This is a genomic window from Pseudomonas sp. P7548 (assembly GCF_013386585.1).
GTDB lineage: Bacteria > Pseudomonadota > Gammaproteobacteria > Pseudomonadales > Pseudomonadaceae > Aquipseudomonas.
Genome location: NZ_JACARO010000089.1, coordinates 11,973 through 33,573, shown reverse-complemented (window position 1 = coordinate 33,573; position 21,601 = coordinate 11,973). Strand labels below are relative to the sequence as shown.

Here is a 21,601-nt window from a genome sequence, read left to right as displayed (position 1 = left end):
AATGTGGGAGCCGGGCTTGCCCGCGATGGCAGTGGGTCAGGCAACATTTCTGTGTCTGATACACCGCTATCGCAGGCAAGCCAGCTCCCACATTGGACCGTGTTCCGTCAGTCGGTTACGCGTAGCTCTCGATCGACGGGCAAGCGCACACCAGGTTGCGATCACCAAACACGTTGTCCACACGCCCGACCGGCGGCCAGTACTTGCCTTCGATCAACGATGGCACTGGGTACACCGCCTGCTCGCGGGTGTAGGGGTGTGTCCACTCGCTCACCAGTTCTGCAGCGGTGTGCGGGGCGTTTTTCAGGGGGTTGTCGTCCTTGTCCAAGGTGCCGTTTTCCACCGCGCGGATTTCTTCGCGGATCGCGATCATGGCGTTGCAGAAGCGGTCCAGCTCTTCCTTGGATTCACTTTCGGTCGGCTCGATCATCAAGGTGCCGGCCACCGGGAACGACATGGTCGGCGCATGGAAACCGAAGTCGATCAGGCGCTTGGCCACGTCGTCCACGCTGATGCCGCTGCTGTCTTTCAACGGGCGCAGGTCAAGGATGCATTCGTGCGCCACCAGGCCGTTGCTGCCGGTGTAGAGCACAGGGTAGTGCTCTTCCAGGCGACGGGAAATGTAGTTGGCATTCAGGATCGCCAGCTGCGAAGCGCGCTTGAGGCCTGCGCCGCCCATCATGCTGATGTACATCCAGGTGATCGGCAGGATGCTCGCGCTGCCGAACGGTGCCGCGCACACCGCGCCTTCCTTGCGTTCCATGGCCGCGTGGCCGGGCAGGAACGGCGTGAGGTGCGACTTGACGCCAATCGGGCCAACGCCCGGGCCGCCACCGCCGTGTGGGATGCAGAAGGTCTTGTGCAGGTTCAAGTGGGACACGTCGCCGCCGAACTTGCCTGGTGCGCACAGGCCGACCATGGCGTTCATGTTGGCGCCGTCGATGTACACCTGGCCGCCGTTGTCGTGGATGATCCCGCAGATTTCGCGGATGCCTTCCTCGAACACGCCGTGGGTGGACGGGTAGGTGATCATCAGCGCCGCCAGGTGATCGCGGTGCTCGATGGCCTTGGCGCGCAGGTCTTCGATGTCGACGTTGCCGCGCGCATCGCAGGCGGTGACGACTACGCGCATGCCGGCCATGTTGGCGGTCGCCGGGTTGGTGCCGTGGGCCGACGACGGGATCAGGCAGATGTCGCGGCGCTCATCGCCACGGCTCTGGTGGTAGGCACGGATGGCCAGGAGGCCTGCGTACTCACCCTGGGAACCGGCGTTCGGCTGCAGGGAGATCGCGTCGTAACCGGTGGCCGCGCAGAGCATGGCCTCCAGGTCGGAGGTCAGCTCCAGGTAGCCGGCGCTTTGCTCAGCCGGGGCGAACGGGTGCAGGGCGCCGAACTCGGCCCAGGTCACCGGGATCATTTCGCTGGCGGCGTTGAGCTTCATGGTGCACGAGCCCAGCGGGATCATGGTGCGGTCCAGCGCCAGGTCCTTGTCGGCCAGCTTGCGCAGGTAGCGCATCAGCTCGGTTTCGGAGTGATAACGGTTGAACACCGGGTGGCTGAGCACAGGCGACTGGCGCAGCAGGGCGGCTGGCAGCGTGCTTTCAGTTTGGGTGAAAGCTGGCAGGGCCTTGCCGTCGGCAAAGATCGCCCACAAGGTTTCAATGTCGGCCTGGGTGGTGGTTTCGTCCACCGAGACACCCAGGCGCTCACCGTCGACTACACGCAGGTTGATGCGCTGGGCACGGGCCTTGTCGTGCAGGGCGGCCGTGTTGGCGCCGGTGTTGAGGGTCAGGGTGTCGAAGAAGTGTTCCTGCTCGACCTTCTGGCCCAGGGTGGTCAGGCCCTTGGCCAGGATCGCGGTCAGCTGATGTACACGCTGGGCGATCTGGGTCAGGCCTTTGGGGCCGTGGTACACGGCGTACATGCTGGCGATGTTGGCCAGCAGCACCTGTGCGGTGCAGATGTTCGACGTGGCTTTCTCGCGGCGGATATGTTGCTCGCGGGTCTGCATGGCCAGGCGCAGGGCCGGCTTGCCGAAACGGTCGACCGACACACCGACCAGACGGCCCGGCATGTCGCGCTTGAATGCATCCTTGGTGGAGAAGTACGCCGCGTGCGGGCCACCGAAGCCCAGCGGCACGCCGAAGCGTTGTGCGCTGCCGATGGCCACGTCGGCGCCGAACTCACCCGGCGGGGTCAGCAGGGTCAGGGCCAGCAGGTCGGCGGCCACGGCCACCAGGGCGTTGGCGGCGTGGAAGCGTTCGGTGAGTGCGCGGTAGTCGAACACGTCGCCGTTGCTCGCCGGGTATTGCAGCAGGGCGCCGAAGAACGGGCTGACGTCAGTCAGTTCGCGCTCATCGCCCACCACCACGTCGATGCCCAGCGGCTCGGCACGGGTGCGCAGCACGTCGAGGGTTTGCGGGTGGCTGTGGACCGAGGCGAAGAAAGCGTTGCTGCCCTTGTTCTTGCTCAGGCGTTTGCAGAAGGTCATGGCTTCGGCGGCAGCGGTGGCTTCGTCGAGCAGGGAGGCGTTGGCGATCGGCAGGCCGGTGAGGTCGCTGATCAGGGTCTGGAAGTTCAGCAGCGCTTCCAGGCGGCCTTGGGAGATTTCTGGCTGGTATGGGGTGTAGGCGGTGTACCAGGCCGGATTTTCCAGCAGATTGCGCAGGATCGGCGACGGCGTGTGGCAGTTGTAGTAGCCCTGGCCGATGTAGGTCTTGAACAGTTGGTTCTTGCCGGCGATGGCCTTGATCTTGGCCAGGGCCTCGGCTTCGCTCAGGCCGTCTTCCAAGCCCAGCACGCTGGTGCCCTTGATGCTTTCCGGGATCACGCTGGCGCTCAGGGCTTCCAGGGAGTCAAAGCCCAGGCTGGCGAGCATGTGCTGCTCGTCTTCCGCGCGCGGGCCGATGTGGCGGGCGATGAATTCATTGGCGGTGGTCAGTTGAACAGTCATGGCGCGCTCCTCAGGCTTCAGCGTTGGCTTTGATCAGGCGGTCGTACGCGTCCTGATCCAACAGTTTAGCTACCGCTTCGGCATCGGCCGGTTTAAAGCGGAAGAACCAGCCTTCACCCATCGGGTCTTCGTTGACCAGTTCCGGGCTGTCGCTGAGTGCGTCGTTCACTTCCAGCACTTCACCGGTCAGGGGCATGTACACGCCGCTGGCGGCCTTGACCGATTCCACGGTGGAGGCTTCGGCGCCTTTGTCATAGGCCTGCAACTCCGGCAGTTGCACGAAAACCACATCACCCAGCGCGTTCTGCGCGAAAGCGGTGATACCCACGGTGACGCTGCCGTCGGCTTCGGCGCGCAGCCATTCGTGATCTTCAGTGAAACGCAACTCGCTCATGGAAACTCCTCGGGGCCAGATTCGTCTGGTGGACGGGATTGGAATAATGGGGAGTTGCTTAGCAAAATCGCGGCCAAGGTTTTTAAAACGTTACAAAACAATAACTTAGAGAAATAGGTGATAGCGTTATGCGGTTTGGGTGTAGCGATTTCGCTACAGTCAGGCGCAAGAAAAAAAGCCTATGTGGATCAAAGCCTTGCATGGCGCGCAAAAAACAGGGTTGTAGCGATATCGTTACGCTGTAGCGCTTTCAGTACAGCCGATGTCGTTCCTGGACTAAAATTTGGAACACGATCTCTGTGGGAGCTGGCTTGCCTGCGATAGCGGTCTGTCAGTGACACTTGGGCAGGCTGACACACCGCTATCGCAGGCAAGCCAGCTCCCACATATGGACCGCGTTTTGTCAGTCAGGGCTTGTTGGGAATGCCGTATTTGCGCAGGCGATGGGCAATCGCCGTGTGGGAGGTCTGCAACCGGCTGGCCAGCTGGCGGGTGGAGGGGTAGCTGGTGTAGAGGGTTTCCAGCAGGTTGCGCTCGAAGTCCTCCACGGCCTGTTCCAAGCTGTCGATTTCGCCGTCGCTCTGGCGCGCCACCGAGGTGCCGGCGATGTCCAGGTCGCCGATGTCCACCAGGCTGCTTTCGCAGATGGCGGCGGCGCGGAAGATCACGTTCTGCAACTGACGCACATTGCCCGGCCAGCGGTTGCCCAGCAGTGCCGGGTACGTGCCGGGCGCCAGGCGGCACACCGGGCGCTGGATCTGCGCGCAGGCCTGCTGCATGAAATAGCGCGCCAGCAACAGGATGTCCTGGCCGCGTGCGCGCAAGGGCGGCACTTCGACGTTGAGCACGTTGAGGCGGTAGAACAGGTCTTCGCGGAAGGTGCCTTCGCTGACCATCTTTTCCAGGTCGCGATGGGTGGCGCTGAGGATGCGCACATTGACCTTTACTTCACGGTCGCCACCCACGCGGCGAAAGCTGCCGTCATTGAGAAAGCGCAGCAGCTTGGCCTGCAGGTACGGCGACATTTCGCCGATCTCATCGAGGAACACCGTGCCCTGGTTGGCCAGCTCCATCAACCCCGGCTTGCCGCCCCGTTGGGCGCCGGTAAAGGCACCGGGCGCATAGCCGAACAGTTCGCTTTCGGCGAGGTTTTCCGGCAGCGCCGCGCAGTTCAATGCCAGGAACGGCGCACTGTGACGTGCACTGATGGCATGGCAGGCGCGGGCCACCAACTCCTTGCCGGTGCCGGTTTCGCCCTGGATCAACAGCGGCGCATCCAAGGCTGCCACTCGCTGCGCCCGCGCCTTGAGGGTGCGGATCACCGGTGACTCGCCCAGCAGCGCGTCAAAGCCTTCGGCATGGTCGTGGTGCAACGCCGACAGTTGTTCGCCGATGCGGTTGGGTTGATAGAGGGTTAGCAGGGCGCCGGCGTCGGTGATCGGCGTGGCGTCCAGCAGCAGGGTCTGGCCGTTGACGCTGATCTCGCGCAGCGGCAGGCGAAAACCGTGTTCGAGCAAGGTGTCGAGCAGTGCCGGGTCGTTGAACAGGTCGCTGATGCTTTCGCCGGCCGGTTCACGCCCGTACAGCGCGATCAGGGCCGGGTTCGCCAGCAGGATCTTGCCCGCGCTGTCCAGGGCCAGCACCGGGTCGGTCATGGCGGCCAGCAGGGCGTCGAGTTGCAGGTGGCGGCGTTGGCCTGGAAGAATGTCCACCACGGTCACGGCCTGCACACCGTGCACGCTGAACAGCGCGTCACGCAACTCTTCGAGCACCTCGGCGCTCAACGTCGGCGCATCGATGTAGACGTTGGGCGGCACCATCTCCACCGCATCCAGGTTGAGATTGCGCCCACCGAGCAGGGCCAGGACTTCCTGGGTGATGCCGACGCGGTCGATGAAGCTGACGTGGATACGCATGGGGCGATTTGCAATTCTGGAGAGCAGAGGCGGCAAGTATGCCTTGGAGCGGGTGGAGATCAAAATGTGGGAGCGGGCTTGCTCGCGAATGCGGTGGGTCAGTCATAGATGTGCTAACTGATCCACTGCATTCGCGAGCAAGCCCGTTCCCACAGGGGACTTGCGGTGTTTTTACTCAAGGTGTTCAGGCTTGATCGGGTCGCCGGGTTTCACGTCCAGCTGATGCCGCACATCCTCGAACATCAAGTCGTACTGCTTGTGCATCGCGCCATTGAGCACGGCGATCTTCGGCATGCCGTACTTCTGCGCGATGTTCATGGCATGCCGGGCAAAGTCGAACGCCTGGTCCTTGGGCAGGAAAAACTCTTCCTTGAGGTCCTTGCCCTGGACCGAGCCATGCAGTTTGAACAGCATCCCCTTGCCTTCCTTGGGGTCCTGGCTGACTTCGTAGTCGATGCACAGGTTGTAGCTATAGTCCTGGGCGTTAAGCGCATGACGTTCGACGTGCAAGTGACCCGGTTCAAAGGTGGCCATAGGCGTTTCTCCTCTACTTCACAGGTAGGTGATGCCAGGTGTTGCCGTGCTGATGCGTGTGCCGGCGCTGCCCTGGACGATGGCTTCGATGTCCGAGAGTGAACCGATGACGGCGGTTTTTCCAGTCTGGCGGGCGAACTCGCAGGCCGCTTGCACCTTGGGCCCCATGGAGCCGGCGGCGAAGCCGAGTTTTTCCATTTCGTCCGGGTGGGCCTGGCCGATGGCCTTTTGGGTGGGCTTGCCGTAGTCGATAAACGCCGCGTTGACGTCGGTGGCGATTACCAGCAAATCGGCTTTCAACTGCCCGGCCAGCAACGAGGAGCAGAGGTCTTTGTCGATCACCGCTTCAATGCCTTTGAGCTTGCCGTCCTCGCCGTACATCGTCGGGATACCACCGCCACCCGCGCAGATCACGATGCTGCCTTTTTCCAGCAACCAGGTGATCGGGCGGATTTCAAAAATGCGTTTGGGCCGTGGGCTGGCGACCACGCGGCGGTACTTGTCGCCATCCGGCGCAATGGCCCAGCCTTTTTCAGCGGCGAGCTTTTCCGCTTCGGCCTTGGAATACACTGGGCCGATGGGCTTGGTCGGGTTCTTGAAGGCCGGGTCCTTGGCGTCCACTTCCACCTGGGTGAGCAGGGTGGCGAATGGCACTTCGAAGTCCAGCAGATTGCCCAGTTCCTGTTCGATGATGTAGCCGATCATGCCTTCGGTTTCGGCGCCGAGCACGTCCAGCGGGTACGGCGAGACCTGGGTGTAGGCCGCCGCCTGCAACGACAACAGGCCGACTTGCGGGCCATTGCCGTGGGCGATCACCAGCTCGTTGCCGGGGTGGATCTTGGCGATCTGTTCGGTGGCGATCCGGATATTGGCGCGTTGGTTGTCCGCCGTCATGGGTTCACCACGGCGGAGCAGGGCGTTACCGCCCAGTGCAACGACGATACGCATAGCGAATGTCCTTCTAAAAATTCTGATGAAGGAACACCGTCAATGTGGGAGCCGGGTTTTTTGTGGGAGCCGGGCTTGCCCGCGATGGCATCACCGCGGTCTACCTGAGCGACCGAGTTGCCTGCATCGCAGGCAAGCCAGCTCCCACATTGACGGTGTCGTGCCTTAGAGGTCAGCCAGGGTCGACACCAGAATCGCCTTGATGGTGTGCATGCGGTTTTCCGCTTGCTCGAAGGCGATACAGGCTGGCGACTCGAACACGTCGTCTGTCACTTCAATGCCGTTGGCCAGGTGCGGGTACTGCTCGGCAATCTGCTTGCCCACCTTGGTGTCGCTGTTGTGGAACGCCGGCAGGCAGTGCATGAACTTGGTGCGCGGGTTGCCGGTGGCTTTCATCAGCTCGGCGTTCACTTGGTACGGCAGCAGTTGCTCGATACGCTCGGCCCAGGCTTCCACCGGCTCGCCCATCGACACCCACACGTCGGTGTGGATGAAGTCCACACCCTTCACCGCCGCTTTCGGGTCTTCGGTGAGGGTGATGCGCGCACCGCTTTCTTCTGCGTATTTTTTGCAGCGACCTACCAGGTCGTCGTGGGGCCACAGCGCTTTTGGCGCGCAGATGCGCACGTCCATGCCGAGCTTGGCGCCCACCAGCAGCAGCGAGTTGCCCATGTTGTTGCGCGCGTCCCCGAGGTACGCGTAGCTGATCTCGTGGATCGGCTTGTCGGCGTGTTCGCGCATGGTCAGCACGTCGGCGATCATCTGGGTAGGGTGGTACTCATCGGTCAGGCCGTTGAACACCGGCACGCCGGCGAACTTGGCCAGCTCCTCGACGATCTCCTGCTTGAAGCCACGGTATTCGATGGCGTCGTACATGCGCCCGAGCACGCGGGCGGTGTCCTTCATGCTTTCCTTGTGGCCGATCTGCGAGGAATTCGGGTCGATGTAGGTGACATTGGCGCCCTGGTCATAGGCCGCCACTTCGAAGGCGCAACGGGTGCGGGTGGAGGTTTTTTCGAAGATCAGCGCGATGTTGTTGCCCTTGAGGTGTTGCTGTTCGGTGCCGGTGTACTTGGCGCGCTTGAGGTCGCGGGACAGGTCCAGCAGGTAGCGCAGCTCACGTGGGGTGTGGTGTTCCAGGCTGAGCAGGTTACGGTTGTGAATGTTGAACGCCATGATGATTCTCCTAGGATTCGGTGATCTGCCTGGCCGGTGTCTTATGGACGCCGGCCAGGGATGGTCGCTTAGTAGTCGATTGGGTCGCGGATGATCGGGCAGGTCATGCAGTGGCCGCCGCCACGGCCACGGCCCAGTTCACCGGCGCTGATGGTGATGACTTCCACCCCGGCCTTGCGCAGCAGGGTGTTGGTGTAGGTGTTGCGGTCATAGCCGATGACCACGCCTGGCTCCACGGCCACCACGTTGTTGCCGTCGTCCCACTGCTCGCGTTCGGCGGCGAAGCTGTTGCCACCGGTTTCCACCACGCGCAGGGCCTTGAGGCCGAGGGCGGCGGCGACGGTGTCGAGGAAGTTGGTTTTCTCGCGCTGGATATCGATGCCGTGGGGCTTGCTCTCGTCAGGGCGCAGGGTGAACGGGACGATCTGGCTGACCACTTCGGGGAAGACGGTGACCAGGTCGCGGTCGCAGAAGCTGAACACGGTGTCCAGGTGCATCGCCGCACGGGATTTCGGCAGGCCGGCCACGATCACCTTTTCCACCGCCTTGTTCTTGAACAGGTTGCGCGCCAGCTGGCCGATCGCCTGGTGGGACGAACGCTCGCCCATGCCGATCAGGACCACGCCGTTGCCGATGGGCATCACGTCGCCGCCTTCCAGGGTCGAGGCGCCGTGTTCCTGGTCGGGGTCGCCGTACCAGATCTGGAAGTCGGCGTTGGTGAACTCGGGGTGGAACTTGTAGATGGCAGTGGTCAGCAGGGTCTCCTGGCGTCGCGCCGGCCAGTACATCGGGTTGAGCGTCACGCCGCCGTAGATCCAGCACGTGGTGTCGCGGGTGAACTGGGTGTTGGGCAGCGGCGGCAGGATGAAGCTGGAGTGGCCGAGGAAATCGCGGAACATCTCGATCGCCTTGCCGCCGAAGGTGCTCGGCAGGTCATCGGCCGACACGCCCCCGATCAGATACTCGGCGGTCTTGCGCGGTTCCAGGCTGCGCAGCCAGGAGCCGACCTCATTGACCAGGCCCAGGCCAACTGTATTGGCAGTGATCTTGCGCTCCAGGATCCAGTCCAGCGCTTCGGGGATGGCGACGATGTCGGTGAGCAGGTTGTGCATTTCCAACACATCAATATCCCGCTCGCGCATCTTGGTCACGAAGTCGAAGTGGTCGCGCTTGGCCTGGGCCACCCACAGCACGTCATCGAACAGCAGTTCATCGCAGTTGTTGGGGGTCAGCCGCTGGTGGGCCAAACCTGGGGAGCACACCATGACTTTGCGCAGTTTGCCGGCTTCGGAATGTACGCCGTACTTCACTTTTTCCGTGGTCATTACAGATCCTCCAGTTATCAACAATTACAGCGTCAGGAAGCCGTCGTAGAGCCCATAGGCTGCCACCAGGGCGCCAATGACCACTGCGGCGAAAATCAGCTTCTCGACGTTGGTGAAAATCGGTTTGCCCAGTTCACGCTTGGCCTTGGCGAACAGGATTGCGCCGGGGGCGTAGAGCAGGGCGGAGAGCAGCAGGTATTTGGTGCCGCCGGCGTAGAGCAGCCAGATCGCGTACACCAGGGCGATGGCGCCGATGAACAGGTCTTTCTTGCGCTCGGCCAGGGCGGTTTCGTAGGTCTCGCCGCGTACCGCCAACAGCAGCGCGTAGGCCGCCGACCACAGGTAAGGCACCAGGATCATCGAGGTGGCGAGGTAGATCAGCGACAGGTAGGTGCTGGCCGAAAACAGCGTGATCACCAGGAACAGTTGCACCATGGCGTTGGTCAGCCACAGGGCATTGACCGGCACGTGGTTGGCGTTCTCCTTGCGCAAGAACGCCGGCATGGTGTGGTCCTTGGCGGCAGCGAACATGATCTCCGCACACAGCAGCACCCACGACAGCAGCGCCCCCAGCAGCGAGATGATCAAGCCAACGCTGATCAGCACCGCGCCCCAGTGGCCCACCACATGCTCCAGCACGGCGGCCATCGAGGGGTTCTGCAGCTTGGCCAGTTCCGGCTGGGTCATGATCCCCAGGGACAGCACGTTCACCAGCATCAGGAACAGCAGCACGGTGATAAAGCCGATCACCGTGGCCTTGCCCACGTCGGAGCGTTTTTCCGCACGGGACGAGAAGATGCTTGCGCCTTCGATGCCGATGAACACCCACACGGTGACCAGCATCATGTTGCGCACCTGGTTCATCACGCTGCCCAGGTCCGGGTTTTTCACGCCCCAGATGTCAGCGGTGAAGATGTCCAGCTTGAACGCGAACAGGGCGATCAACACGAACAGCACCAGCGGCACAACCTTGGCGACGGTGGTCACCAGGTTGATGAACGCCGCTTCCTTGATCCCGCGCAGCACCAGAAAGTGCACGGCCCACAGCAACACCGAGGCGCCGATCACGGCCGCTGGCGTGTTGCCTTCGCCGAAGAGGGGGAAGAAGTAGCCGAGGGTGCTGAACAGCAACACGAAGTAACCGACGTTGCCCAGCCAGGCGCTGATCCAATAGCCCCAGGCGGACGAGAAACCCATGTAGTCGCCGAAGCCGGCCTTGGCGTAGGCATAGACGCCGCCGTCGAGGTCAGGTTTGCGGTTGGCGAGGGTCTGGAACACAAATGCGAGGGTCAGCATGCCGATGGCTGTGATGACCCAACCGATCAACACGGCGCCGACGTCGGCGCTGGCGGCCATGTTCTGCGGCAGTGAGAAGATCCCCCCGCCGATCATCGAGCCCACGACAAGTGCAACGAGTGCACCAAGCCTTAGTTTTCCGGGAGTTTCAGACATTGCGTGACTCCAATGCAGGAGAAGAGAGACCACAGAATAATTCCGTGCGCTATTCAAACAGCTGACTCAGATCACTTCATTGGCACATTCCATTGTGAATTAATGACTTAGGCTGAAAGTTCGTGGGCGATAGAAGTCCTCGGGAAGGCTTGTTCCAGAGCCTTGCGCCCGTTGTGGTTAATCATTTAGTCAGGGGTATGGACGTTTGAAGCTAGTCTGTTTTTTTTAAAGTGCAAACTTTTCTCATTGACAGTGTGGCGTAGCTCGCGAACGGCGAAGTTCAAGCGGTATTTAAATTCTAAATAAGCCTAAACTTTAATAATTGACATGCCATTACGTTATGAGCCTGCCTGTTTTATCGCGGTCCCTAATAAACGCTACACTCGCTGAGTTAATGAGTTGAGTGCACAGTTGTCAGCTCAAGCAATTATTTTTATTCAGGAGTTTTCATGTCCCAACCGGCCCAGAAACTTCGACTTGGTGCTCTGATTGCCCTGGTGGTGGGCTCGATGATTGGCGGCGGGATTTTCTCATTGCCGCAGAACATGGCGGCCCGTGCCGAGGTCGGTGCCGTGTTGATCGGCTGGGCGATCACCGCCGTCGGCATGCTGACCCTGGCCTTCGTATTCCAGACCCTGGCCAATCGCAAACCCGAGCTGTACTCGGGTGTGTATGCCTACGCCAAGGCCGGTTTTGGCGATTACATGGGGTTTTCATCGGCCTGGGGCTATTGGATCAGTGCGTGGATGGGCAACGTCGGTTACTTCGTGTTGCTATTTAGCACCCTCGGTTACTTTTTCCCGGTGTTCGGCCAGGGCAACACGCCCATCGCCATCGCTTGCGCGTCGCTGTTGCTGTGGGCCGTGCATTTTCTGGTGATGCGCGGGATCAAGGAGGCGGCGTTCATCAACCAGGTGACCACCGTGGCGAAGATCGTGCCGCTGCTGATGTTCATCGTGATTGCTGCCGTGGCGTTCAAGGCCGATATCTTCACCCGCGATATCTGGGGCCTGGGCAACCCGAGCATGGGCAGCGTGGTGGACCAAGTGCGTCACATGATGCTGGTCACCGTGTTTGTGTTTATTGGCATTGAGGGCGCCAGCGTGTATTCGGCCCGCGCCGAAAAACGTTCGGACGTGGGGCGCGCCACGGTGATCGGGTTTCTCGGCGTGCTCGCACTGTTGGTGCTGGTGAATGTGTTGTCCTTGGGGATCATGAGCCAGCCAGAACTGGCGCAATTGCAAAACCCGTCGTTGGCCGGTGTGCTGGAGCATATCGTCGGCCCTTGGGGCGCGATGGCGATCAGCATCGGCCTGGCGGTTTCGTTGCTCGGTGCCTTGCTGTCCTGGGCGTTGCTCTGCGCGGAAATCCTCTACGCCACCGCCCATGACAAGACCATGCCGGCGTTCTTGAAGAAGGAAAATGCCAACCAGGTGCCGGTCAATGCCTTGTGGCTGACCAATGTGATGATCCAGCTGTTCCTGGTGATTACGCTGTTTTCCCAAAGCACCTACACCACGCTGATCTACCTGGCGTCCTCGATGATTCTGGTGCCGTACCTGTGGTCGGCGGCCTACGCCGTGCTGTTGAGCGGGCGCGGTGAAACCTATGAAGGTGCCCAGCGCCGTCGCATGAAGGATTTGCTCGTCGGTCTGATCGCCCTCGGCTACGCCGTGTGGCTCTTGTATGCCGGCGGCTTGAAATACCTGTTGCTGTCGGCGCTGCTGTACGCGCCGGGGGTGATCCTGTTTGCATTGGCCAAGCGTGAGCAGGGCCAGCCCTTGTTCACGGCCATGGAAAAAGGCATTTTCAGCTGCGTGATCGCTGGCGCGGGGTTGGCGGCGTATGGGTTGTACAGCGGGGTGCTGTCGTTGTGAAACTGGCGTATCAACCGCCCTATGATTGGGCGGCGATGGTGGGTTTTTTGTCGCTGCGGGCGATCACCGGGTTGGAGACCGTCGAGGCCGGCGTGTACCGGCGCAGTATCCGTGTGAACGGGCAACCTGGCCTGATCAGCGTGGCGCCGGGGGCAGGGGATTGGCTGGACGTTGATGTCGATTTTCCGAGCCCGTCGGCCTTGCCCGAGATCGAACGGCGGTTGCGCAACATGTTTGACCTGGACGCCCAGCCGCAACTGATCAACGCGCAATTGGCGAAGGACCCGCTGATGGCGCAATTGGTTGCCGCACGCCCCGGCTTGCGGGTGCCGGGCACCTGGGACGGCCTGGAGCTGGCCATTCGTGCCGTGCTGGGCCAACAGATCACGGTGGTCGCGGCGATCCTCCTGGCGGGCAAGTTGGTGGCGCAATACGGTACGCCGCTGGAGACGCCCCATGGGGGCATCACCCATGTATTTCCCACCGCCGAAGTGTTGGCGGCGGCGGACCTGGCCACGTTGGGCATGCCCAAAGCCCGTGGCCGCACCTTGTCCGGAGTGGCCCAGGCGCTGTTGGATGATCCTGAACTGTTTGAACCCAAGGCCAGCCTCAAGGAAGGCGTGGCGCGCTTGGTTGCGTTGCCGGGGATTGGCGACTGGACAGCGCAGTACATCGCCATGCGCCAGATGCGCGAGGCCGATGCGTTTGCGTCGGGGGATATCGGTTTGATCAACGCGCTGGCGGCGCTGGAGGGTGGACCAGTGTCGGCGCGACAGTTATTGGCCCGGGCCGAGGCGTGGCGGCCGCTCCGGGCGTATGCGGCGCAGCATTTGTGGACGTCGTTGAGCCGGGGGGATTGAGGGTGGCTGTGAGGGCCTCTTCGCGAGCAAGCCCGCTCCCACATTTATACCGCGTACACCCTTTGAAATACGGTCAAAATGTGGGAGCGGGCTTGCTCGCGAAGGCGTTCGTCAGGTCACCACTGCGCCCGGTGTGACCCCAATTCCCCCGCCGCCAAATCCCACTGCAACGGCGTGCCGCTGATGGTCAACGGCGCCAATAACCGATGGGCGGGCCCCCAACTGGTTTGCTCTACCACCAACCCCTGATCACTCGGCTCCTCGGCCCGCAACGCAGGCTGCTCCGGCACCTGCCCAGCCTCCACCAACAACGTCGCCGTGCGCGCCAACGACAACCGCGCCGAACCGCCACGCCCTGACTTCAGCCGCTCGCTCAACGCCTGAATCGCAGCGGCCGCCATCAGATACCCGGTGGCGTGATCCAGTGCCTGCAACGGCAAAGGCACCGGTTTGTCCGCCTGTTTCCAGGCCATGCCGGCGTCGGCGATCCCGCTGCTCATCTGCACCAGGCTGTCGAAGCCCCGACGGTTGCGCCAGGGGCCGCTCCAGCCGTAGGCGTTGAGGCTCACGTCGATCAGGCCGGGCGCAATCTGCTGCAGCGCGTTGGCGGTGTAGCCCAGTTCTTCCAAGGCATCGGCACGGTAACCGTGGAACAGGATGTCGGCCTCTTTGAGTAACGTTTCAAAGACCTGCCGGCCTTCGGCGCTCTTGAGGTCCAGGCGGGCGCAGCGTTTGCCCAGGGTCATTTCCGGCACTACGCCGGGTTCGTTCCAGGCGGGTGAATCGATGCGCAGCACATCGGCGCCCAGGCCTGCGAGGAAGCGACTGGCCACTGGGCCAGCCAGTACGCGAGTCAGGTCCAGCACTTTGAGGCCGGCCAAGGGGCGCGCCACGTTACCGAGCCAGGGTTTGTCGGTGGTGGTGTCATAGGTCTGGCGCTGCACCAGCGCTTCGGCATTCACCGCCAGCCCTTGCGGGTGGGCCTGCCAGGCTTGCCAGGTGCGCATCTGCGCGGCGCAACCGCCTGCATCGACAATCGCCTGTTCCAGTTCGGCAGCGTTCCAGGGGGCTACTTTGCTCGCCATCTCGGTACGGTCGGCGACCTTGCCCAGCACGCGTTCGGCGGCGGCGCGGTGGTGGGGCGCGTTGGTGTGCAAACGGATCCAGCCGTCGGCGCAGGCGTAATCACCGGCCACCGGGTCCCACAGGGGCGGCACTTGCCAGCCGACCGGGCGAATGGACGAGGAAAACCAGAAGGACGCCAGGCGCCGGTCTACGGTGACACCCGGCAAGCGCCCGGTCTGTTGCTCGATCAACTGGGCCACGGCCTGGCCGGCGGCGCCGATGCTGGCGCTGGCCAGGTCGGTCACGGCGAAGGTCGAGGGCAGGGCGCCGGCTTCGGTAAAGGTCAGCGGTGTAGGGGGTAAAGCGAGTGCGGCTTGGATGGGGGTCAGCAGGTCAGTCATCAAAGGCCCTCCGTAAGAGAAGGGCCACTATAGAAGATCCTCAGGGCGGTGTGGCAACCCCCGGCTCCAATGGCAGCTCGATGCTGGCAATAAAACCGCCTTGCGGATGGTTGGCCAGGATCAGGCTGCCGCCATGCCGCTCGGCCGCGCGGCGCGCAATCGCCAGGCCCAGCCCGTGGCCTTGGGAGACCTGACCGGGGGCGCGAAAGAACGGCTCGCCCAATTGGCTCAGGTGTTCCTCTTCAACACCGGGGCCGTGGTCGCGCACGCTGATCAGAATGCGTTCGCTCAAGTGTTGGGCACTCAGCTCGATGGGCTGGCCTTGCGGGTTGAAACGCTGGGCGTTGCGCAGCAGGTTGTCCACGGCGCGTTCAATCATGGTCGGCCAGCCTTTGAGGTGCAGGTCGGGTTCGGCAGTCAGTTGCACCACCTGGTCGGGGGCGCCCAGTTGCGCGTCCTTTTGCAGGGCCTTGAGCAGTGGAGTGAGTTCAACCTCTTCGGCGCCGGCATTGTCGGCATCGACGCGGGCCAGTACCAGGATTTCGCTGATCAGCGCTTCCAGGCGGTCGCATTCACGGGTCAGGCGTGGCCAGAGTTTTTCCCGTTCTTCGGGGCTGGCGCGTTCGGCCAGGGCCAGGGCGATGCGCAGGCGCGCCAGGGGCGAGCGCAGTTCGTGGGACACGTCGCGCAGCAACTGGCGCTGGCTGCCGATCAGGCTTTGCAGGCGCGCGCCCATGCGGTTGAAGTCGGTGGCCAATACGCCGAACTCATCACGCCGGTTGGCCAGGCGCGCCAGGCTGTTTTGCTGGTAGGTGGTCTGGCCGAGGTCATGTACCGCGCCACGCAAGCGGCTGAGCGGGCGGGTGATGGACAGCGTCACCAGCAGGCTGAACAGGGTCAGCACCACCAGGGCAATTGCCAGCGCGCTCAAGGGCCAGGCCAGGCTGCTGCGGTGCCAGGCATCCAGTTCCGGGTGGGGAATGCGGTAGATCAGCAGGTAGGTATCGCCGGTTTTTTCACTGGTGTATTCGGCGGTCAGGCGGCGCCAAGGCAGGTGACCGTCCTGGCTGTCGTTTTGCCGGGCTTCGAAGGCGGCGGCACGGCGCGGAAAGGTGCCGCGAACCACCGGGTCGCCGCTTTCATTCAGCACTTGTACGTCGATGTGGTACTGGCGTTTGCGCTGTTGCAGCAACTCCTGAGCGGCATCTTCGCCCTGGGTTTCATAGAGCTGCGTCCACTCCTGCGCCAGGGTATTGAGGCCGGGGTGACGGCTGAGAATCCAGGCGTCCTGGTTGAGCATGTGCCCAAGCAGAATCGACAACCCGGCAACCAGGGCGATGGCCAGCCAGAAACTGGCCAGGATACGCCAGAACAATGAACGCACAGGAAACCCTCAAACAGGAAAAGCCCAGTGGCGGTGACCACTGGGCTGGAGCGTGACGCTAAGCCATTATTGCGCTTTTTGCGGTTGTTGCGCTTTCCAGGCCTGGAATTCCTTCCACTCGGCACGGCGCTCGGCTTGTTTCTTGACGATCTCGTCGAACTTCTTCTGCTGATCAGGCTTGAGCACGGCACGGATGTCGGCTTGGGTTTTCTGCTTGCCGGCTGCGATTTCGTCCTGCATGGCTTTCTGGTCAGCGGCCGGGAGTTTATCCAGGTACTTTTTGACCAGGTCTTTGCGAGCGTGCCATTGGTCGCCCATCAGCTTGCCGATCTGCTGGCGCTGTTCCTTGGTCAGGTCCAGCTGGCTGAAGGGGCCGCCTTTGCCACGCGGACCGTGTTCACCGCCGTGGCCCGGGCCACCCATCATGTGGCCTTCGGGGCCGCCCATCGGGCCTGGGCCGTCAGGCAGTGCCGCCATGGCAACGGTTGGCAGGGCAGCGGCGAACATCAAAGCGATAAGGGTCTTGCGCATGGTGATTCTCCTGTCTCTATTCCGGTGAGTCCGGATGTGAGTAGATTAAGGAGATAGAGGTCAGCGGCGGTCAGGTGTGGGTAAAGCTTGGGTAAAGAGGGTTTTGGTGCGAACTGACAAAACTATCAGGGCTTAGCTATTCGAATGTGGGAGCGGGCTTGCTCGCGAAGGCGGTGTGTCAGTCGCCGCAAAGAGTGGCTGATCTACCGCATTCGCGAGCAAGCCCGCTCTCACACAAGCCAGCTTCCACAGGACTTCTGCAGCGTGTTCAGAGGCTGTAGTAGTAGCCCCGGCTACGCAGCGCCACGATGCGTGGGCGGCCGTCCGGGTGCGGGCCGATCTTCTTGCGCAGGTTGCTCACGTGCATGTCCAGGCTGCGATCGTAAAGGGTCAGCTTGCGGCCCAGGGCGATCTGCGCCAGTTCCTGCTTGTCCAGCGGCTCGCCCGGCTGGCGTAGCAAGGCTTCCAGCAGGCGGCTTTCGGAGACGGTGAGGGGGAATTCCTGTTCATCGATAGTGACCACGCCACGCACCGGGCTGAAGCACAGGTCGCCCAGTTCCAGCTGGGTGGACACGGCGGCCGGGTGGCTGCGGCGCAACACGGCGCGCAGGCGGGCCGTGAGTTCGCGTGGGTCGCAGGGCTTGGCCAGGTAGTCGTCGGCGCCCAGTTCCAGGCCGAGGATGCGGTCCAGCGGTTCGCCCCGGGCCGAGAGCATCAGCACTGGCAACTCCGGATGGTCGTTGCGCAATTGCTTGAGCAGCTCAAGGCCGCTGCCGTCGGGCAGCATCACGTCGAGCACCACCGCGGCCGGTGCGCTGTCGGCCAGGGCTTTGCGCGCACTCAAGCCGTCGTGGCAGGCACGCACCTGGAAACCTTCCTGGCTCAACCAACTGGTCAGCAGCTCACAGAGCTCCTGGTCATCATCTATCAGTAACAGCTCGCTCATGACTCACTCAATTTAGCCATTGTCGACGGCGACGGTGCCCACCGCTGGCGAAGATCCCGCACAGCAAGGCGATCAGTGCGACAGCCCCACCGGTGACAAACCACTGTTGTTGCTCGGTCAGCCAGCGGGTCAAGGCGCCACTTTGTGTTTCTTTGAGTTGCTGGACCAGGCGTTGGTTCTCCTGGCGCAAGCGACTCAGTTGGGCGCTTTCGCGAGCAGCGTCTGCATTTTGCAATTGTTTGCTCAGTTCTTCGCGCAATCGCTCGCTTTCTTTCAAACGTTGCTGCAAATCGGTGATCTGGCTGCCGGCACTCAAGGACAGGGGCGTGGAACTGCCGGTGTTCGAGGGTTCTTCAGCGTGGGCCGTGGCCCCGATCATTAACACTGCCAACAGACACAACTGACTTAAGCGCATCGGAACTCCTGATTCCACACGAATATTCAGAACGTTGTCGGCAGGTTACCGAGAATGATGAGCCATCAGGCGATTGCCGAACCGAATAGGTTCGGCGCCGCCGTTATCAAGGCAAGACTTGCTTGAACGGCTTGATCACGACGTCGGCGTAAACGCCTGCCGCGACATACGGATCGGCCTTGGCCCAGGCCTGGGCGTCAGCCAGGGAAGCGAACTGGGCAACCACCAGGCTGCCGGTGAAACCCGCCGCGCCCGGGTCATTGCTGTCGACAGCCGGATGCGGGCCCGCCAGCACGAGACGGCCTTCGGCCTGCAATACGTTCAGGCGCTCCAGGTGGGCCGGACGTGCGGCCAGGCGTTTTTCCAGCGAATTGGCGACGTCGGTGGCAATGATGGCGTAGAGCATGTCAGTCCTCGGTTTTTGGCGTGGTAGGGTCGGTGTCATGCAGGTGGCGCGACAGGTAGATACCCTGGCCGATCAGGAACAATACGGTCATGCCCAGGCTGCCGAACACCTTGAAGTCGACCCAGTAGCTCTGGAAGGTGAACGCCACGAACAGGTTGGCAGCGCCACAGAACAGGAAAAACACGATCCAGGCCACGTTCAGGCGTGTCCAGACCGGCTCCGGCAGGGTCAGTGCGTGGCCCATGATCCGCTTGATCAGCAGGCGGTCACCGATGAAGTGGCTGCCAATGAAGGCCAGGGCGAACAGCCAGTTCACCACCGGGGCTTTCCACTTGAGGAAGGTTTCGCTGTGGAAGGCCAGGGTCAGGCTGCCGAAGACCAAGCAGGCGACCAGGGTCAGCCATTGGCTTTTTTCCAGCTTGCGCTGGGAGATGAAGATGGCGCCGTAGACCACGACGGAGCTGATGATCAGCACGGCGGTGGCGCTGTAGATGCCTCCGACCGTCAGCTCATGGCCGGCGAGATCGATGACCCTGGGGTCGAGTTTATAAACGATGAAAAACAGCAACAGCGGGATGAAGTCGATGAATTGTTTCACAGTAAGAGCCAGAAGCTGGATGTGGCGGCATAATAACAAACATCCTTGGTAGCGAAAGCGCCACCTGACTTGAGGTTACACATCCCCGTGAATGTTGATTTGCACTGCCACAGCACGGCCTCCGACGGCGCCCTGGCGCCTGCGGTACTGGTTGCGCGTGCGTTTGAAAAAGGCGTGCGAGTCCTGGCGTTGACCGACCACGACACCCTCGAAGGCTTGGACGAAGCCCGTGAAGCCGCCCATTCATTGGGCATGCAACTGGTCAACGGCGTGGAGTTGTCCTGCACCTGGGGTGGCGCCACCATTCATGTACTGGGCTACGGTTTCGACCAAAAGGCCCCGCCGTTGGTGCAGGCCATCGCCGATTTGCACGATGGCCGCTGGCTGCGGTCCGAAGAAATAAGCCGAAAACTCAGCCTCAAAGGCATGCCCAACGCCCTCGAAGGCGCCCGCGCGATCCAGCAGGAACTGGGAGACAGCGGCAACGCACCGGCCCGGCCGCACTTTGCCGACTGGATGGTGCGTGAAGGTTTTGTCAAAGACCGCGCCGAAGCCTTCCGCAAATGGCTGGGCGCCGGCAAGTTGGGGGATGTGAAGCAGCACTGGCCGACCCTGGAAGACACCGTCGAGACCTTGCGGGCCTCCGGGGCCTGGGTCAGCCTGGCGCATCCCTGGCATTACGATTTCACCCGCAGCAAGCGCCGCAAGCTGATTGCCGACTATATTGGAGCGGGGGGCCACGCCATCGAGGTGGTCAACGGGCACCAACCCGCCGAGCAGGTGGGCAGCCTGGCGATTCTTGCCCGCGAATTTGGTCTGCTGGTCAGCGCCGGCAGTGATTTTCATGGCCCAGGCGGCTGGTCCGAGATCGGCGAGTACCGCCCCGTCCCGGAAGACCTGCCGCTCTTGTGGGGGCGATTCAAGCATGACCCCATTATTGCCACCGTCTGAACAGGTAGAACACGTGAGTCAATTCTTCCAGATTCATCCGGAAAACCCCCAGGCGCGCCTGATCAAGCAAGCCGTGGAGATCATCCGTGCCGGTGGCGTGGTGATCTACCCAACGGACTCGTCCTACGCCATTGGTTGCCAGATCGGCGACAAGGGTGCGGTCGAGCGTGTCAGACGCCTGCGTCAGTTGGACGACAAGCACAACTTCGCGCTGATCTGCAGCGACCTGTCCCAGCTCGGCCTGTTCGCCAAGGTCGACACCGGCACCTTCCGTTTGCTCAAGGCCCACACGCCGGGGCCCTACACCTTTATTCTCAACGCCACCCGTGAAGTGCCGCGCCTGTTGCTGCACCCCAAGAAGCGCACCATCGGCCTGCGCGTGCCCGAGCACCCGATTGCCCTGGCGCTGCTGGAGGAGCTGGGTGAGCCGCTGATGAGCGTGTCGCTGATCATGCCCGGCGAGACCGAGCCGCTTTACGACCCGTACGAAATGCGTTCACTGCTGGAAAAGCAGGTGGACCTGATCATCGATGGCGGCTACGGCGGCAACAAGGCCTCAACCGTGATCAACCTGGCCGACGGTGAACCCGAAGTGATCCGCGTGGGTTGCGGTGACCCGGCTCCGTTCATGGTCGAGGCCTGAATGTCGGTGGTGGAAACGGTTGACCCCCAGGCCGGCGCCCAGCAGGAGCTGCCATTTGCCATGGTCTATGGCCAGGCGGTCATGGAAATGCCGCTGGACCTGTACATCCCGCCGGATGCCCTGGAGGTTTTCCTCGACGCCTTCGAAGGCCCGCTCGACTTGCTGCTGTACCTGATCCGCAAACAGAACATCAACATCCTCGACATCCCGGTGGCGGAAATCACCCGCCAGTACATGGGCTATGTCGAGTTGATGCAGTCGGTGCGCCTGGAACTGGCCGCCGAGTACTTGGTGATGGCCGCCATGCTCGCCGAGATCAAGTCGCGCATGTTGCTGCCGCGTTCGGAGACGGTGGAAGCCGAAGAGGACGACCCACGCGCCGAACTGATCCGCCGCCTGCAAGAGTACGAACGCTTCAAGGCCGCCGCCGAAGGCATCGACGGCTTGAGCCGGGTGGGCCGTGATGTGGTGGTGCCCAAGCTCGATGCCCCCGAGGCCCGCGCGCGCAAGCTGCTGCCGGACGTGAGCCTGGAAGAATTGCTGATGTCCATGGCCGAGGTGCTGCGCCGTGGCGACATGTTTGAAAGCCACCAGGTGAGTCGCGAGGCGCTGTCCACCCGTGAGCGCATGAGTGATGTGCTGGAACGCCTCAAGGGCGGCGGCTTTGTGCCGTTTGTTGAGCTGTTTACTGCGGAAGAAGGGCGCCTGGGGGTGGTGGTGACCTTTATGGCGATCCTCGAACTGGTCAAGGAATCCTTGGTCGAGCTGGTCCAGAATGAGCCTTTTGCGGCTATCCACGTGCGGGCGCGAGCCGAATAAAGAGCTG

20 protein-coding genes are annotated in these 21,601 nt (G+C 62.3%); 5 read left to right on the top strand and 15 right to left on the bottom strand.

The window, feature by feature from the left end; translation table 11 throughout:
- Positions 1–115: 115 nt before the first annotated feature.
- The 8 genes from gcvP to arcD (HX803_RS28250) all read right to left on the bottom strand — a co-directional run bounded on the left by gcvP (position 116) and on the right by arcD (HX803_RS28250) (position 10,698).
- Positions 116–2,953, bottom strand: coding sequence for an aminomethyl-transferring glycine dehydrogenase (gcvP, locus tag HX803_RS28285; RefSeq protein WP_178925335.1), 2,838 nt, complete (start codon positions 2,951–2,953; stop codon positions 116–118).
- A gap of 10 nt (positions 2,954–2,963) precedes the next feature.
- Positions 2,964–3,347: a glycine cleavage system protein GcvH gene (gcvH, locus tag HX803_RS28280; protein WP_056858590.1), complete on the bottom strand. Its 384-nt coding sequence runs from the start codon at positions 3,345–3,347 to the stop codon at positions 2,964–2,966.
- A gap of 407 nt (positions 3,348–3,754) precedes the next feature.
- The gene (locus HX803_RS28275) at positions 3,755–5,263 is read right to left on the bottom strand and encodes a sigma-54-dependent transcriptional regulator (RefSeq protein WP_178925333.1); all 1,509 of its coding nucleotides are present in this window, start codon (positions 5,261–5,263) and stop codon (positions 3,755–3,757) included.
- 171 nt (positions 5,264–5,434) lie between these two features.
- The gene (locus HX803_RS28270) at positions 5,435–5,797 is read right to left on the bottom strand and encodes a DUF5064 family protein (RefSeq protein WP_176994288.1); all 363 of its coding nucleotides are present in this window, start codon (positions 5,795–5,797) and stop codon (positions 5,435–5,437) included.
- A gap of 18 nt (positions 5,798–5,815) precedes the next feature.
- Positions 5,816–6,745, bottom strand: a complete 930-nt coding sequence (gene arcC, locus HX803_RS28265; protein WP_178925331.1) for a carbamate kinase — start codon at positions 6,743–6,745, stop codon at positions 5,816–5,818.
- A 165-nt stretch (positions 6,746–6,910) separates the two neighbouring features.
- Positions 6,911–7,921, bottom strand: coding sequence for an ornithine carbamoyltransferase (locus tag HX803_RS28260; RefSeq protein WP_176994286.1), 1,011 nt, complete (start codon positions 7,919–7,921; stop codon positions 6,911–6,913).
- A gap of 68 nt (positions 7,922–7,989) precedes the next feature.
- The gene (gene arcA / locus HX803_RS28255; RefSeq protein ID WP_176994285.1) at positions 7,990–9,246 is read right to left on the bottom strand and encodes an arginine deiminase; all 1,257 of its coding nucleotides are present in this window, start codon (positions 9,244–9,246) and stop codon (positions 7,990–7,992) included.
- 24 nt (positions 9,247–9,270) lie between these two features.
- Positions 9,271–10,698 (bottom strand): arginine-ornithine antiporter, encoded by a 1,428-nt coding sequence (gene arcD, locus HX803_RS28250; RefSeq protein ID WP_178925329.1) that lies wholly within the window; start codon positions 10,696–10,698, stop codon positions 9,271–9,273.
- A gap of 449 nt (positions 10,699–11,147) precedes the next feature.
- Between arcD (HX803_RS28250) and arcD (HX803_RS28245) the strand changes: the two genes are divergently transcribed.
- Both arcD (HX803_RS28245) and HX803_RS28240 read left to right on the top strand, forming a co-directional pair.
- Positions 11,148–12,575 carry an arginine-ornithine antiporter gene (gene arcD, locus HX803_RS28245; RefSeq protein ID WP_178925328.1) on the top strand — a complete coding sequence of 476 codons (1,428 nt, stop codon included), beginning with the start codon at positions 11,148–11,150 and terminating at the stop codon, positions 12,573–12,575.
- Positions 12,572–13,435, top strand: a complete 864-nt coding sequence (locus HX803_RS28240; protein WP_178925326.1) for a DNA-3-methyladenine glycosylase — start codon at positions 12,572–12,574, stop codon at positions 13,433–13,435. The genes arcD (HX803_RS28245) and HX803_RS28240 overlap by 4 nt, the downstream gene beginning before the upstream one ends.
- 116 nt (positions 13,436–13,551) lie before the next feature.
- Here the strand turns inward: HX803_RS28240 and HX803_RS28235 are convergent, their stop codons facing one another.
- From HX803_RS28235 to HX803_RS28205, 7 genes are all read right to left on the bottom strand, one after another.
- Positions 13,552–14,901 (bottom strand): CoA transferase, encoded by a 1,350-nt coding sequence (locus HX803_RS28235; RefSeq protein ID WP_178925324.1) that lies wholly within the window; start codon positions 14,899–14,901, stop codon positions 13,552–13,554.
- Between the two features lie 40 nt (positions 14,902–14,941).
- Positions 14,942–16,285 (bottom strand): HAMP domain-containing sensor histidine kinase, encoded by a 1,344-nt coding sequence (locus tag HX803_RS28230; protein WP_178925322.1) that lies wholly within the window; start codon positions 16,283–16,285, stop codon positions 14,942–14,944.
- 66 nt (positions 16,286–16,351) lie between these two features.
- Positions 16,352–16,816 (bottom strand): LTXXQ domain protein, encoded by a 465-nt coding sequence (locus tag HX803_RS28225; RefSeq protein WP_176994279.1) that lies wholly within the window; start codon positions 16,814–16,816, stop codon positions 16,352–16,354.
- Positions 16,817–17,084: 268 nt separating this feature from the next.
- The gene (locus tag HX803_RS28220; RefSeq protein ID WP_176994278.1) at positions 17,085–17,762 is read right to left on the bottom strand and encodes a response regulator transcription factor; all 678 of its coding nucleotides are present in this window, start codon (positions 17,760–17,762) and stop codon (positions 17,085–17,087) included.
- A 7-nt stretch (positions 17,763–17,769) separates the two neighbouring features.
- Positions 17,770–18,177, bottom strand: coding sequence for a translation initiation factor 2 (locus HX803_RS28215; protein WP_178925320.1), 408 nt, complete (start codon positions 18,175–18,177; stop codon positions 17,770–17,772).
- Between the two features lie 106 nt (positions 18,178–18,283).
- Positions 18,284–18,583, bottom strand: a complete 300-nt coding sequence (locus tag HX803_RS28210; RefSeq protein ID WP_178925318.1) for a YciI family protein — start codon at positions 18,581–18,583, stop codon at positions 18,284–18,286.
- Between the two features lies 1 nt (position 18,584).
- On the bottom strand, positions 18,585–19,181 hold the full coding sequence (locus HX803_RS28205) for a septation protein A (protein WP_178925316.1): 597 nt from the start codon (positions 19,179–19,181) through the stop codon (positions 18,585–18,587).
- A gap of 87 nt (positions 19,182–19,268) precedes the next feature.
- Between HX803_RS28205 and HX803_RS28200 the strand changes: the two genes are divergently transcribed.
- From HX803_RS28200 to HX803_RS28190, 3 genes are all read left to right on the top strand, one after another.
- Positions 19,269–20,132 (top strand): PHP domain-containing protein, encoded by an 864-nt coding sequence (locus tag HX803_RS28200; RefSeq protein ID WP_178925314.1) that lies wholly within the window; start codon positions 19,269–19,271, stop codon positions 20,130–20,132.
- Positions 20,133–20,145: 13 nt separating this feature from the next.
- A complete protein-coding gene (locus HX803_RS28195; protein ID WP_178925359.1) occupies positions 20,146–20,775 on the top strand; it encodes an L-threonylcarbamoyladenylate synthase in 630 nt (209 codons plus the stop codon).
- Positions 20,776–20,895: 120 nt separating this feature from the next.
- The gene (locus tag HX803_RS28190) at positions 20,896–21,594 is read left to right on the top strand and encodes a ScpA family protein (protein ID WP_178925357.1); all 699 of its coding nucleotides are present in this window, start codon (positions 20,896–20,898) and stop codon (positions 21,592–21,594) included.
- Positions 21,595–21,601: the final 7 nt, after the last annotated feature.

Bases quoted from the DNA above. Each gene is read 5' to 3' on its own strand.
- gcvP (WP_178925335.1), bottom strand. From the start codon at position 2,953: ATGACTGTTCAACTGACCACCGCCAATGAATTCATCGCCCGCCACATC.
- gcvH (WP_056858590.1), bottom strand. From the start codon at position 3,347: ATGAGCGAGTTGCGTTTCACTGAAGATCACGAATGGCTGCGCGCCGAA.
- HX803_RS28275 (WP_178925333.1), bottom strand. From the start codon at position 5,263: ATGCGTATCCACGTCAGCTTCATCGACCGCGTCGGCATCACCCAGGAA.
- HX803_RS28270 (WP_176994288.1), bottom strand. From the start codon at position 5,797: ATGGCCACCTTTGAACCGGGTCACTTGCACGTCGAACGTCATGCGCTT.
- arcC (WP_178925331.1), bottom strand. From the start codon at position 6,745: ATGCGTATCGTCGTTGCACTGGGCGGTAACGCCCTGCTCCGCCGTGGT.
- HX803_RS28260 (WP_176994286.1), bottom strand. From the start codon at position 7,921: ATGGCGTTCAACATTCACAACCGTAACCTGCTCAGCCTGGAACACCAC.
- arcA (WP_176994285.1), bottom strand. From the start codon at position 9,246: ATGACCACGGAAAAAGTGAAGTACGGCGTACATTCCGAAGCCGGCAAA.
- arcD (WP_178925329.1), bottom strand. From the start codon at position 10,698: ATGTCTGAAACTCCCGGAAAACTAAGGCTTGGTGCACTCGTTGCACTT.
- arcD (WP_178925328.1), top strand. From the start codon at position 11,148: ATGTCCCAACCGGCCCAGAAACTTCGACTTGGTGCTCTGATTGCCCTG.
- HX803_RS28235 (WP_178925324.1), bottom strand. From the start codon at position 14,901: ATGACTGACCTGCTGACCCCCATCCAAGCCGCACTCGCTTTACCCCCT.
- HX803_RS28225 (WP_176994279.1), bottom strand. From the start codon at position 16,816: ATGCGCAAGACCCTTATCGCTTTGATGTTCGCCGCTGCCCTGCCAACC.
- HX803_RS28220 (WP_176994278.1), bottom strand. From the start codon at position 17,762: ATGAGCGAGCTGTTACTGATAGATGATGACCAGGAGCTCTGTGAGCTG.
- HX803_RS28215 (WP_178925320.1), bottom strand. From the start codon at position 18,177: ATGCGCTTAAGTCAGTTGTGTCTGTTGGCAGTGTTAATGATCGGGGCC.
- HX803_RS28210 (WP_178925318.1), bottom strand. From the start codon at position 18,583: ATGCTCTACGCCATCATTGCCACCGACGTCGCCAATTCGCTGGAAAAA.